The 12,736-nt window shown below is 34.1% G+C and carries 12 protein-coding genes; 2 read left to right on the top strand and 10 right to left on the bottom strand.

The genetic code is table 11. The annotated features are described in order from the left end of the window. Window positions 1–37: 37 nt before the first annotated feature. From C1724_RS25530 to yidC, 10 genes are all read right to left on the bottom strand, one after another. Window positions 38–202, bottom strand: a complete 165-nt coding sequence (locus tag C1724_RS25530; RefSeq protein WP_180994175.1) for a hypothetical protein — start codon at window positions 200–202, stop codon at window positions 38–40. Next, window positions 202–1,449 carry a Ger(x)C family spore germination protein gene (locus C1724_RS08055; RefSeq protein ID WP_102346166.1) on the bottom strand — a complete coding sequence of 416 codons (1,248 nt, stop codon included), beginning with the start codon at window positions 1,447–1,449 and terminating at the stop codon, window positions 202–204. Before C1724_RS08055 ends, C1724_RS25530 begins: the two co-directional genes overlap by 1 nt. Continuing rightward, complete coding sequence (locus C1724_RS08050; RefSeq protein WP_102346165.1) at window positions 1,446–2,537, bottom strand: GerAB/ArcD/ProY family transporter; 1,092 nt, start codon at window positions 2,535–2,537, stop codon at window positions 1,446–1,448. The genes C1724_RS08055 and C1724_RS08050 overlap by 4 nt, the downstream gene beginning before the upstream one ends. Before the next feature lie 16 nt (window positions 2,538–2,553). Next, window positions 2,554–3,999: a spore germination protein gene (locus C1724_RS08045; protein WP_102346775.1), complete on the bottom strand. Its 1,446-nt coding sequence runs from the start codon at window positions 3,997–3,999 to the stop codon at window positions 2,554–2,556. A gap of 411 nt (window positions 4,000–4,410) precedes the next feature. Then, complete coding sequence (locus tag C1724_RS08040) at window positions 4,411–5,379, bottom strand: copper resistance D family protein (protein WP_258000308.1); 969 nt, start codon at window positions 5,377–5,379, stop codon at window positions 4,411–4,413. Window positions 5,380–5,511: 132 nt separating this feature from the next. After that, window positions 5,512–6,114, bottom strand: a complete 603-nt coding sequence (locus tag C1724_RS08035; RefSeq protein ID WP_102346163.1) for a copper resistance CopC family protein — start codon at window positions 6,112–6,114, stop codon at window positions 5,512–5,514. A gap of 733 nt (window positions 6,115–6,847) precedes the next feature. Next, the gene (locus tag C1724_RS26365; RefSeq protein WP_374703446.1) at window positions 6,848–6,940 is read right to left on the bottom strand and encodes a hypothetical protein; all 93 of its coding nucleotides are present in this window, start codon (window positions 6,938–6,940) and stop codon (window positions 6,848–6,850) included. 69 nt (window positions 6,941–7,009) lie between these two features. Further along, the gene (locus C1724_RS08025; RefSeq protein WP_102346162.1) at window positions 7,010–8,395 is read right to left on the bottom strand and encodes a HAMP domain-containing sensor histidine kinase; all 1,386 of its coding nucleotides are present in this window, start codon (window positions 8,393–8,395) and stop codon (window positions 7,010–7,012) included. Beyond that, window positions 8,392–9,063 (bottom strand): response regulator transcription factor, encoded by a 672-nt coding sequence (locus C1724_RS08020; protein ID WP_102346161.1) that lies wholly within the window; start codon window positions 9,061–9,063, stop codon window positions 8,392–8,394. The genes C1724_RS08025 and C1724_RS08020 overlap by 4 nt, the downstream gene beginning before the upstream one ends. Continuing rightward, complete coding sequence (gene yidC / locus C1724_RS08015; protein ID WP_180994174.1) at window positions 9,060–9,740, bottom strand: membrane protein insertase YidC; 681 nt, start codon at window positions 9,738–9,740, stop codon at window positions 9,060–9,062. Before yidC ends, C1724_RS08020 begins: the two co-directional genes overlap by 4 nt. A 323-nt stretch (window positions 9,741–10,063) precedes the next feature. Here yidC and pfkA point away from each other — a divergent pair, with 323 nt between their 5' ends. Together pfkA and C1724_RS08005 are read left to right on the top strand one after the other, a co-directional pair. Further along, window positions 10,064–11,023 (top strand): 6-phosphofructokinase, encoded by a 960-nt coding sequence (pfkA, locus tag C1724_RS08010; protein WP_102346159.1) that lies wholly within the window; start codon window positions 10,064–10,066, stop codon window positions 11,021–11,023. A gap of 189 nt (window positions 11,024–11,212) precedes the next feature. Next, window positions 11,213–12,694, top strand: coding sequence for an aldehyde dehydrogenase family protein (locus tag C1724_RS08005; protein WP_102346774.1), 1,482 nt, complete (start codon window positions 11,213–11,215; stop codon window positions 12,692–12,694). Window positions 12,695–12,736: the final 42 nt, after the last annotated feature.

Here is a 12,736-nt window from a genome sequence, read left to right as displayed (position 1 = left end):
GAACTGTGCATTGGGGGGAATCCCCCCTAATATCTTTTCATACTGTCAAGATTATGTATGGACAAAAGAGCGCAACGAGGATTAGAACGATGATTGTAATCCCGCCAACTTTATTTTTTTCCTTGAACACTTTTATGCAATGTATGCTTGTATATATAACAACAACTATACCTATAACATACGTTAAAAATGCTAACATCATTAGTCTTGTACCTCCGAAAAATTAGTGCTTCTTAATAACTTTCCGAACTTTAATTTTTCTAATTCGACCTCAATTATAATGTTTGCATTAGGGTAGATCTTCTTATTCCAATCAGCTTGTTCATACTCTTCTATGGATGTGAAATATTTTCTTATATAGAGAGACCAATAAAATGGTTCTGTTTTATATTCTTCTTGTGTTTTTTCAATAAACTCTTCATATTTTTTCTTTAGAGTCTTTTCTATTGTTTGTTTCAGCAATTCTCTATTTTCTTTATTAGATGAATAATCGATTAAGCTAGGAACTGCCAATATTTCGATTTGAATTGGAACCTTTACCTTTATTTCTGAAGGTTTATCTTTATGATAAAAAACTTTAATGTCAGTATCTTCCTTTTTGGTGAACCTTGCTGCTATCTGATATTTTTCATTTTTCGGGTCTGGGTAAGTGGCTAATACATCCTGCATTTCTACTGTATTATCTAAAATGTTTGCAATACGTGTCTCTTCACCAGTTATACTATCGATCATTTTACCTTCTTTAAATACTGCAGATCCCATAAACTCAGTATTATTTCCACCTTTGTGTGGAATTTCACCTGCTTTGTAATCGTCCTCATATCTATCTTTTTTATAATTTTTTTCTGTTGTGGCATATATGGCCAGGAATAGGTCTGCGTCTCCTTCTGTAATTTGAAAAAAACGGTGGACGGTGGATTCAGGGATTATTCCTGTTTCTCTTGCCCGTTCGATCATGAACTGGAAATACTTATGCGGTCTCGTTTCCGTTTTAGGTTTATTATTTTTCAAAAATGCACTAGCCTTTTCTTTTGATACAATTATACTTACGTTTTCTCTTAATTGTTTTGTTCGAGCTGCTGTTTCCATTATTTTTAAAAACTCCTCTGAGCGAGCTAACTCTTCCGAAACTACTAGTACTTTCGCAAAGTCCAGAGTAATTTTTCTGCTTACAAATGAGTTTGCAGTATTTTTGGCTGTTACGAAATCATTTGCGGGCAAGGTTACGGTTTCTCTGGACGGTTCATCAGCCCCTCCGCCTTGAGCAGATGTCCCTACTTCCGGGTTTGCTAACTGAAATGTAATGTCGAATAGCCCTTTTTTTCCTGCTGCTTGATCCAATCCTAAAGCGACAACATAGGATTGTTGTTCAAGTTCAATTTTATCGTAACAGCCGGACAACAGGAGTGATATGGATAGAAGTATAAATAGAATTGATGTACTTTTCATGTTCTAGTCAACTCCCCTTTGAATTTAGCAACTACCCATAACATTACCGGGAATAAAACAAAAAAAGGGGTAATAATATTCAAAAAGTTCTCTCTTAGGGTTAGCGTATTTATAATCGGACCATTAGGTAGCATACCAACAGTTAGTGAGATGAATCCTAAGATAAAAACCAAAGGTTCGAATTCTTTAATTTTAAAAATCGCGCCAAAGATCCATGCAGCTACATAAAGGTATAAAATGAAACGAATAAATGCAGCCAGAATCCAAAAGGTCATAAAAAATGTTTCCAAATTCGTGAAAAATGTCCCCACGTTAACATACTGTGTAATCTCATGATAGGGAAACGCAATTTTTGCGATGGATTTATAATCAAAAAATGTACAATAAATTAAATAAAATAACGTTAACTCAAACAAAGCAAAAAATGTTCCAAATAAGTATCCTTTGTGGAAACTTTTTGTATCTTTTACAAGAGGATAGGCTATTGTAATGATAAACAAATCACCGAAGATAGCTCCTTTTTTTACACCATCCATTACAATGTCCTTAAATCCACCTCCAAAAATAGGGAATATTCTTAACCAAACCACATCTTTCATAACAATAACAATAAGGAGAAGGAGGGATATTTTGATATAAGGCAATACAGCCCAAGCGGTACTACCTATAGTTTCAAATCCTTTCTTAGCTCCAAATGCGCATATAAGCATAAAAGTTAAATATAATGCTATCTCAGGAGACTCCTCAAAATACAAGATACTTAGTGTTTCAACATAATTTCTACTGTCAATGGAAAGGGCGGAAAAAGTTGTAAGAAAAAAAATAAACGAAACGAAACTTCCGATCTTTGAACCTAAAATATGTCGGGTTAATTCAACAAGATTTTTGGTTTTATACCTTTCTAGCAATTTTAATAGTAATAAAACAGAAGGGAATATGATGACGAAAGAAATAATAGGCATCAACCAAAAACTATTTTTCCCTGTTTGCGCATATATAGTTGGTGTCATGTCAGAAAGCTTAATGCCGATTAATATTGATATGATGGCAAACATCTCACGTGCTTTTAGAGTTCCTTGTGCTTTCATGGAATTATCCTTCCCTTTATTGCTTCCTCATGTCCTTTGGTCTGATATTCCCAGGTCTCCAAAGTTCATTGCCAATTAACTTTCGAAGTAAGGTATCGTTTGATGATTTAAAATGTGGAGTTAAGGGTGATAGATAGGGTACACCAAACGACTTAACAGAAATTAAATACATAACCCATAATAAAAAACAACCTGTCAAACTAAAAATGCCAAAAAGCATAGAAGAAAAGATGAACAGGAAGCGTGTGATACGAACTGAATAGTTAAAGCTAATATCTGGAATGGCAAACGATGAAAGACCGGATAAAGCTGCAACAATCACAATAATTGGACTAATTATATTTGCCTCAACTGCTGCCTGCCCTAAAATTAATGCACCGACTATTCCAATTGTAGGACCTAATGGAGAAGGTATTCGGAGCCCAGCTTCTCTTATTAATTCAAAAGCAAACTCCATAATTAACACTTCAAAGGCGACAGGGAAGGGAACCTTTTCTCTGGAACTAGCAATTGCCAACAATAGATCTGGTGGTATCATCTCGCTATGAAAATTCGTTAAAGTTATATAGATGGATGAAATAAACATTGTAATGAACATCGCTGTAAATCGAATCAACCTGGCAAAGTTTCCAAACATAAAACGTAAATAGCGGTCCTCTGGTGAATGAAAAAAGGACCAGAACGTAACAGGCAATATTAAGCAAGCTGACGAATTTTCCATGAGTAGAACAATATAGCCATCTTCTAAATAGGAAGCAGCTCTATCAGGTCTTTCTGTATAAAGCAAGGTAGGTAAGATAGAAAAAGGTTTATCTTCTATGTATTGTTCAAGTATTTCTATATTTCGTACACTATCTGTGTTAATCCGTTTTATTCGACTTTTTACTTGGCCCAACACTTCACCATTCGCAAGGTCTTTTATATACATAACTGTAACATTTGATTTAGAACGCTTACCAACACTTACTTTTTCCGCTATTAAATCGTTGTCATGGATCCTCTTTCTTATTAGAGATAGGTTAGTATTTAGAGATTCTGTGAATGCCTCTTTTGGGCCTTTAACAAGATTCTCATTTTGGGATTGCTCAATATTACGATGTTTAAAGTTGGAAACATCAAGGACATATGCCTTTTTTTCATCTCCTTCTCTAAACAAAATGGCTTTACCATTAATCAAGCCCTCTGCAATATCCTCGAAATCATATGCCTCTTCTATCTTTTCAATCGTTACGATGGAGTGTACATCGTTTTTGTATTGTGCAAACAAGAGTGGTTTTATGATGTTGTTTTCTATTTTTACAGTATCCACTGTGGATGAGTAAAAAAACAAAACATGTTTCTGATTACTTGTAAACTCCCGCATTGAAAAGTCTGTATTCATACCGTAGGAGAATATATCTTTCACCTGGTCAACATTGGTTTCCATGTTTTTGTCCAAGGGTGATTCTAAATTTTCGTTCATCGATTCTTGACTCTTTCTAAATGAAAACAATATTCTTCACATCCTGAAGTTAATCCAATCCTACATTTTTAGTATCTTTCAAAACACAATTTTTATGTTGAAAGATTACAATCTCCTAAAGAGACCACAGGGACAGGTCCCGTAGTCAGTTAAGAATTATATAAACGCTCCAGATTACTTATCCCTTATGAGGTTTACATTTTTTATCAACTGTAAAACTCTTGAAAAGGGCCGATAGTAAAGAACAAATTTAAAAAAGCTCAGTTATAAAAGTGAAATACTGAATGGAGTTGTAGTGGGAGATAGTATGAGAAAAACATTAACGTAACGGGCATGGCGCTTCCCTTTAGGCACCGCTTTACAGAATTTTTACTCCAGGGGGGTAGGGTCAGTGGACCTGTCCCCCTGGTACTAGATTAAATGAATGCTGAGGATTAATGATAGGTAAACACAAACCACTAGTAGAATACTCGTCAAGAATGAGACTATGGCTGGCATTTTTTTGATATAAGACATCACAATCATAGCGCAGGAAAGAGCTGCTAAAACGCATAGAGAAAGGCTAGTTGGGTTGGGTTCAAGTTGAACAGTCGTTTCTGGCTGAAACTGACCTTGATATAACAACAAAAATATTCTAGAAACCTCTTCGCTTGATACGTTCATTTCGTGGGGCGGTGATTGTTGTCCTAATACCGATGTTACTGAAAAAATAAGCAAGATGATCATACTTTCGGTTCTTGCCCAAGGTATTGGATTATATTGTACATCATTCATTAATTTCTTTTTAATAAGAAAACCGTTTATCATTGCATAGGTAAGTAAAGGGATAATCAAGATATGTTTAATTAATAATGCTTGTCCATACGGAATCATCCAAGAAGTAGGGTACTCTTTCAAATCAACTACGAAAGTCATGATAATAAGCCCTGTTACAATAGTGCAGACAAGGCAAATTACTGCAACAGGGGTGTACCATTTTAAAAAATTCAACCAATTCGTGTGATTAAATGAAAACCAACTAATGACAAATAGTATCCCGATCCAAACACTAACAGCAGTAAAATGTGTAGTGTGATTGAAGAAACCCCATAGCTGTTTATAGGCGGTGGCATGACTTGACCAACCCAATGCAAGAATTAATATGAATGTAAGAAAAATTCCAATCCAAGCATTTAAAGGTTTATTGCGATAATCAAACCAAATGACAAACAGGAATAAAATGATCGATGGTATAAAAGTAAATAGCCATGCTTTTCCGACTTCAAATGTTAGAAGGATAGATGTCAATGTTTGTATAAATCCAATGTTTGGAGATAAGTATAAAACTAATTGTAAAACGGGAAAAAATGAAAAAATAGCTATCCCAACTATAGATGCCAATATAGTACCCTTTGGTATATTAAAATCTGGTCGATGTGTGTTCGGTACAAGGTATAAAATAAAACTACCCAAAGTTATTGAAAAGCAAAGGTATAACAAAGCCTGACTAATGAATCCAATGAAAAGCATCTGCTATTTCTTCCTTTTTAAAATAATGATAAAGCTGCCTACAACAAGAATAATTAATAAACCGATTAAAATTGGAATGATATTTGATGGCTTTTCAGTACTCTCCGTTTCTGACTCTGTTTCCTCATTTACTGTATCTTCTTGAGTTTCCTTCTCAGGGTCTTTTACTATATCTTTTTGAGTTTCTTCATCATTTGCAGGGGTCTGTGTTTCTTCTTCAGGATTAACCTGCTCATCTGCATTTGTTTCAGTAATAGGTAACTGAACAGCAAAAGAAAATTCTCCTTCAATCGGGTGACCGTCAGCACCAATAATGTCCCAATTTACATGGTATTGTCCATTCTCTAACGGGTTGGCTAGTTGTCCTACCATTGTATTCTCATTGATCACGATCTCTTCTACATCAAAAGTATTTCCAACTGAATTAATAAGTTCAAATGTACTGCCTTGTTCAATCTTTGTTTCAAAAGTTAAAGCAATCTGATTCAATTTCTCTTTAATGACTTCACCATTTTGAGGTGAAGAGCTTTCTAATCCAGTGTGTGCAAAAGAATTATGTACAAATGCAAGGAAAAACACACAGGTAAATAATAATACTTTATTCATAGTAGATCCTCCAAATAGTAGTAATAATTGAACTTATTGTATCAAAGGGAAAAGTAATATACAAAAATTTAGAGCAAATCATTTTATCGGTCGAAATTAGGAAGAGGAACGAAATAGAAAATAGTAGGCACGTATTCAGAGTTTTATAAAACTCTGAATACGTGCCTAGAGTAATGATCTAAGGATATTTAGATGTAAATCCGGTGACTTACATAGATAATAAGTTAAGATTTATGACTAAAATAACTGTCCATTAAAGATTGGAAGATTTCTATTGATTGAAAACTGAATAGTGATAATGCAGTTAATGAGAAAAAGCCTATGGCAATAAAACGAAAAAGCATCAATTCCATTCCCTCCTTGGCATTATAAGGCCTACAATTATAAGTTCGGAACTGTATTCAGAAATAATAATTATAGACAAGCATTAAAATGAGTTAAGATAAAAATCTTATATATTTATTAAACATTATTAATATGAAAAACTATTTAAAAGAAGATTAGAATTAGATTAGAAATTAATATTGAAAATTTAATTTTGGAATTAATGGTAAGGGGGAAGTCATTGGAAAGTGAATCTGTTATTTTCAGAAAATATCAGAGGTATGAATAGTCATACCTCTATTCTGTACTTAATTTAATGGGGGCATCCCTTGGCGTAATTGATCTACCATTATGGCTATCGAAGTTAGCTGTTCATCATTGAGATTAAACGCATCTTTAATTTTCGTTTCTAAATTATCTTTACTCTTCGTTTTCCCACCTCAATTAAAGCAATTAGTGCAAAGCTGCATTGCACTGTTTTTGCAAATTCTCGTTGGGTCATGTTGTATTTATTTCTAATAAATTTAATAATTTCTTTGTTCAATATAAACTTCCTTTCAATCTTTGTTACTTATTTCATATGAATTGGAAAACCAAGAATGACTGTTGTTCCTTTGTTTAACTCACTCTCAATCGTGATTGTTCCGTCAAAGTTTTCAACGATTTTTTTAGCTATTGATAGACCTAGACCATTCCCACCTTTGGCACGACTTCTCGCTTTATCCACTCGATAAAACCGGTCAAAAACAAATGGCAACTCTTCCTTTGGAATACCCTCACCATGATCACGCACATATAGAAATAATTTTTGATTTTTAACTTCAGAATCTACGAGTATCCTTTTATTACTTTGCGAGTACTTTATAGCGTTGTCCAAGATGATGATCAATAATTGTTCAAAATGTTGTTGTACTCCGTGAAACTCTACATTTGTTTTTTTATAATCCATAATAAATTTAAAATCAGGATAAAGCGTTATAAAGCTATGAATAACATGGTCAATAATAAAGTTTGGGTTAAAGGTTTCTTTTTTTATTTGAGTGGATTCAACTCTTGTCAAATCCAATAAATTTAAAACTAAGTCTTTTAGACGTTTTACTTCATAGAGGGATGATTTTAACGATTCATCTAAAATTTGGGCATCTTTCTTTCCCCATCTTTGAAGCATTGACAAGTGACCTTCTAAAATTGAAATGGGAGTACGCAGTTCATGTGAAGCATCTTCAACAAATTGTTTCTGTTTATTAAAAGAGTTTTCTAAATCATCCATCATCTGATTAAAAATTCTAGTTAATTCAGTTATTTCATCTTTTGTATGAAATTCTGGAACTCGTTGTTTTAATCCTTTAGCTTTAATTTTTTGCATGATTGCACTTAAAACTTTAATGGGCTTCAAAATTTGATTGGCTATGATTATTCCACCGATACTACTTAGCAAGATGGCACCAAGAACTGCAAGCACCATCATGATCGATAGATGATGGAATAAACGAGTATAGCTTTCTAAATTCCTAATAATTTCAACAGACCCGTGAAAATCATGGTGGTTAATATCTTCGGTATAGATAATATAATGATCGGTCTTGTTTTTTATAAATGTTACTTCATTCAATTTAGGTATATATGACAATCGTTCTAAAAATGGATCATCTGTAATAGTGAGAATGGTGTTATCGTTTTGGTCTACAATTTTTATAAGTTCATTTTTTTCATTAACATTTTCTAATAGCTGTTTACTTTGGATAATGGTTTCTTTACTTAATTCGTCATGAGCTAATACGTAAGCTTGTACCTCACGCATTTTTTCAATAATTAATGTCTTTTCATGATTTAACATCCAATTTTTCAAGAAAAAGTACTGAAAGATTGCAAAAAATGAAAATAGTAAAAATAATACTACTGACGTCCAAATCGTGATTTTCCACTTAATTGGAAAGCGAGAAAGGTATGTTTTCATGACCGCATCACATAGCCAGTGCCTCTAACCGTTTGGATGATACTTTCTTCATCTTTATAGTCGATTTTACTTCGTAAATAGCGAATATAAACATCGACAACATTTGTTTCAGCCGCAGCATCATAGCCCCAAACTGTTTCTAACAAGATTTCTCTTGTTAGAACTCGGTTAATATTTTGCATGAAAACAAGCAGTAAATCATACTCACGTTTTGTCAATTCGATGATTTGCTTTCCGCGTTTAACAATACGTGCATCTATATCAATTTCGATATCTTTAAAAGATAGGACTTTGTGTTGATGCGAATCTTGTTGTTTCCGTCTTATAACAGCACGAATTCTAGCTAATAATTCCTCAATTGCAAAAGGTTTAGAAATGTAATCGTCAGCTCCAGCATCAAGACCCGAAACACGATCTAATACACTATCACGCGCAGTAAGCATAATTATGGGTGTTGTCTTTGAGGCGCGTATTCTTCTACAAACTTCCATTCCATTTAGTGAAGGCAACATGAGGTCTAATAAAATGACATCAAAGTCTTCATTTAAAGCCAGATCTAGGCCAACTCTACCATCATAAGCAGTTTGGCTTGTATAGCCTTCGTAATTTAATTCTAGCTCAATAAACCGAGCCATATTTTTTTCATCTTCTATGATTAGTATGTTCATGCGTTCTCCTCATTTTTAAGTGATAATGCTTTTCGAAAAGGACCTATAGAAAATATATATAATTGAAGGAAGTAAAATAGATTTCCGGTTATCCAATATAACACTAGTGCAGCAGGTGCTTTTAATGCAAAGAATAGAATCATAATTGGCATCACATACATCAAGGTTTTAATATTTGTAGGATTTGAATCTTCTCCACGTCTCAATGCTTTAGTTTGAATGAATGTTGTAAATGCTGCTAAGAATGGCAGAATAAAAAGTGGATCGGGTGTGCCTAATTGAAACCACAAAAAGCTATGTGTTGCTATTTCTTCAGTTCCTCTAATTGCATAAAAAAAGCCCATTAGGATAGGCATTTGAACCAATAATGGTAAGCAGCCTGAGTTTAAAGGGTTAAAATTATTTTGTTTATATAGTTGCATAAGCTCTTGTTGAAGTAGCAATTGCTCTTGTGGATCTTTGGAAGAATGTTTTGTTTTAATTTCCTGTAATTGTGGCTGCATCTTTTTCATTTGAAGTTGTGTTTTTTGTTGATTAATTGTAATAGGCAACAATACACAACGTATCAGGATCGTTAGAACTATAATACTCATTCCGTAATTATCGTGGAAAAAGGCAGCAAAAAAATTAAGCAAGTGTGAGAATGATTGCACAAAATAATGTTCAAAAAACTTCATAGGTTTCTCCTTCTTTTTAATCATCATAAGAAAAAAACTTAAAAAGAACATGAAAAAAAGATTAGAATTTAATGAGAAACCATAAAAATATCCGTTACATAAGTCCTACTATAATCTTTCACCTTATTGTGTCCAATAATGATTTAGATATCAATGAAAATTAAATGACTTTTAAAGAGGTGAAGAGAAAAGGATGCCGTTAAATGATCTAGAGTTTTATAAAAAAAACACACCTATTTAGCAAGTTAGCTCATTGTTCAAGTTAATCATTTAAAATATAATCACAATATTTAAATCTTTTTATGTTGTGAGGTGAAGGATGTATGAAAAAAATTGCTGTGTTAACAAGTGGCGGTGATGCTCCAGGAATGAATGCTGCGATAAGAGCAGTAGTCAGAAAAGCTTTATTTCATAGTATTGAAGTTTGTGGAATTTATCGCGGTTATTCTGGTCTGATTGATGGTGAAATTGAGTTATTCAATTTAGGATCAGTGGGGGATATCATCCATCGTGGTGGGACGATTTTGCATAGCTCAAGAAGTGAAATGTTTAAAACAGTGGAGGGGCAAAAGCGAGCAGTTGAAAATTTATATAAGCACGGGATTGAAGGTGTAGTTGTAATTGGTGGCGACGGATCTTATCGAGGAGCTAAAGCGCTGAATGAATATGGAATTGCTACAATAGGCGTACCTGGAACAATTGATAATGATATTGGTGGTACTGATTTTACGATTGGGTTTGATACTGCACTAAATACAATTATTGATGCCATTGATAAAATTCGAGATACTGCGATGTCACACGAAAAGACCTTTCTTATTGAAGTGATGGGACGTGAGGCAGGGGATTTAGCATTGTGGAGTGGATTAGCAGGTGGAGCAGAGTCCATATTAATTCCAGAGAGTCCAATTCGTATAGAAGAAATTATTGAAAGACTTGATTATGGGATGAAACGAGGGAAACATCATAGTATTATTATTGTTGCAGAAGGAGTGGGCAGCGCTGCAGAAATAGGTGAACGAATTAATAGCCTAGCAGATTTAGATACCCGTGTCACCACACTCGGTCATATTCAAAGAGGGGGAAATCCCACTGCATTTGATAGAGTTCTAGCCAGTAGACTTGGAGCTTATGCAGTAGAATTATTAAAGGAAGATAAATCCGGTTTAGCAGTGGGAATAGAAAAAAATGAATTGGTATATTATTCGTTTGATGCTATTCTCACAAAAGTTCATAAACAGACAGCAGATCTGTATAATTTAGTCCGTCAGTTATCCATCTAATATAAAAACAGACACCTATTCCTAAAAAAAACACACCTAGCCTGAATTAATTTTCAGTATAATCAAAATATACAAAAAACGTATAGAAATATCCATATACTTACGTAAAAGTATGTTTAGTTCTATAACGTATGTAAGCGTATACAATATTATTTTGAAAGGGTGGTTGAATTGCAAAACACAGAAAGTATGAACAAAAGTAAGAATGAATGGCAAAACTTTGAAAGTATCAACAAAAGTTTTATTAATGGAGAATGGACTGCAGGGGAGAGCAATCGAACATATGATATTACTAATCCTTTTGATGACTCATTAATAATGACAGTCCCTTTAGCGACGAAAGAGCAATTATCACAAGCTTTTGAGGTTGCAAAGGAAGCTCAAAAAGCATGGGGAAAGAGCACAGTAGAAGAACGTCGTGATGTTTTGCATAAAGCTGCTGACTATTTAAAAGAAAATCGTGATGAAATTGTTAGTATAATAAGTCGTGAAACAGGTGGCACCATTTTAAAAGCGAATGTTGAGTTGCATTTAACGCTTGAATTCCTTGAAGAATCTATTAAATATGCAGATGAAATCCATACATTTAAAGAAGTACCAGGTCATGTAGAAGGAAAGCTAAATCATATTCATCGTATTCCGTTAGGTGTTGTTGCTTCTATTTCACCATTTAATTTTCCTATGAATCTATCAATGCGTACGATTGCACCCGCCCTTGCTTTAGGTAATAGTGTGGTTCATAAACCAGATATTCAAGTTGGTCTAAGTGGCGGAATTATCCTTGCAAAAGCGTTTGAACATGCAGGGCTACCAAAAGGTGTTCTTAACGTAATAATGACAGACATTGAAGAAATTGGCGATGAAATGTTAACGAATGCTAACTCTAAATTAATCAGTTTTACTGGTTCTACAGCTGTAGGACGTAAAATTGGTGAAATTGCTGGACGTAACTTAAAACGTGTTGCTCTAGAGCTAGGTGGTAATAGTCCACTTATCGTATTATCAGATGCGGATGTTGAGCGCGCTGTTGATGCAGCAATTTTTGGAAAGTTCATCCACCAAGGCCAAATTTGTATGATCATTAATCGTATCATTGTTCATCAAGATTTACATGATGAGTTTGTTGCGAAGTTCGTAGAAAGAGCAAAAGCACTTCCTTACGGAGATACGAGCGATCCGAAAACTGTAATTGGTCCACTAGTTAACAAAACACAAATGGTTAAAGCGCTAAACTTTATTGAGGAAGCGAAAGCAGAGGGAGCAACAGTTGCACTAGAGGGACAACGCATTGGAAATGTATTGACGCCTTATGTCTTCACGAATGTTAATAATTCTAGCAAGCTTGCACAAAGTGAATTGTTTGCACCAATTGCAACTATTATCAAAGCAGAAACAGATGAGCAAGCGATTGAAATTGCCAATGATACAGAGCATGGTTTAAGCTCAGCCATCTTTACAAGTAATTTAGAACGCGGAGAAGAGATTGCATTACAAGTTGATGCAGGTATGACGCATATTAATGATCAAACAGTAAATGATGCGCCATTCATTCCATTTGGAGGAAACAAAGCTAGTGGCTTAGGCCGTTTTGGTAATCCATGGGTAGTAGAAGAATTTACTGTAACCAAATGGGTATCAGTTCAAACAAAATATCGCCAATTTCCTTTCTAAGTAATTGAAATGCGCAAGAGCTAAATTGGCCCAATTAGTACA

It is taken from the genome of Bacillus sp. Marseille-P3661 (assembly GCF_900240995.1).
In the GTDB taxonomy this organism is placed as follows: Bacteria; Bacillota; Bacilli; order Bacillales; family Bacillaceae_J; genus OESV01.
Note: the sequence above shows the minus strand (reverse complement) of the source record. Positions and strands in the feature narration are given on the sequence as shown.

Bases quoted from the DNA above. Each gene is read 5' to 3' on its own strand.
- C1724_RS25530 (WP_180994175.1), bottom strand. From the start codon at position 202: ATGATGTTAGCATTTTTAACGTATGTTATAGGTATAGTTGTTGTTATA.
- C1724_RS08055 (WP_102346166.1), bottom strand. From the start codon at position 1,449: ATGAAAAGTACATCAATTCTATTTATACTTCTATCCATATCACTCCTG.
- C1724_RS08050 (WP_102346165.1), bottom strand. From the start codon at position 2,537: ATGAAAGCACAAGGAACTCTAAAAGCACGTGAGATGTTTGCCATCATA.
- C1724_RS08045 (WP_102346775.1), bottom strand. From the start codon at position 3,999: ATGAACGAAAATTTAGAATCACCCTTGGACAAAAACATGGAAACCAAT.
- C1724_RS08035 (WP_102346163.1), bottom strand. From the start codon at position 6,114: ATGAATAAAGTATTATTATTTACCTGTGTGTTTTTCCTTGCATTTGTA.
- C1724_RS26365 (WP_374703446.1), bottom strand. From the start codon at position 6,940: ATGACCCAACGAGAATTTGCAAAAACAGTGCAATGCAGCTTTGCACTA.
- C1724_RS08025 (WP_102346162.1), bottom strand. From the start codon at position 8,395: ATGAAAACATACCTTTCTCGCTTTCCAATTAAGTGGAAAATCACGATT.
- C1724_RS08020 (WP_102346161.1), bottom strand. From the start codon at position 9,063: ATGAACATACTAATCATAGAAGATGAAAAAAATATGGCTCGGTTTATT.
- yidC (WP_180994174.1), bottom strand. From the start codon at position 9,740: ATGAAGTTTTTTGAACATTATTTTGTGCAATCATTCTCACACTTGCTT.
- pfkA (WP_102346159.1), top strand. From the start codon at position 10,064: ATGAAAAAAATTGCTGTGTTAACAAGTGGCGGTGATGCTCCAGGAATG.
- C1724_RS08005 (WP_102346774.1), top strand. From the start codon at position 11,213: ATGAACAAAAGTAAGAATGAATGGCAAAACTTTGAAAGTATCAACAAA.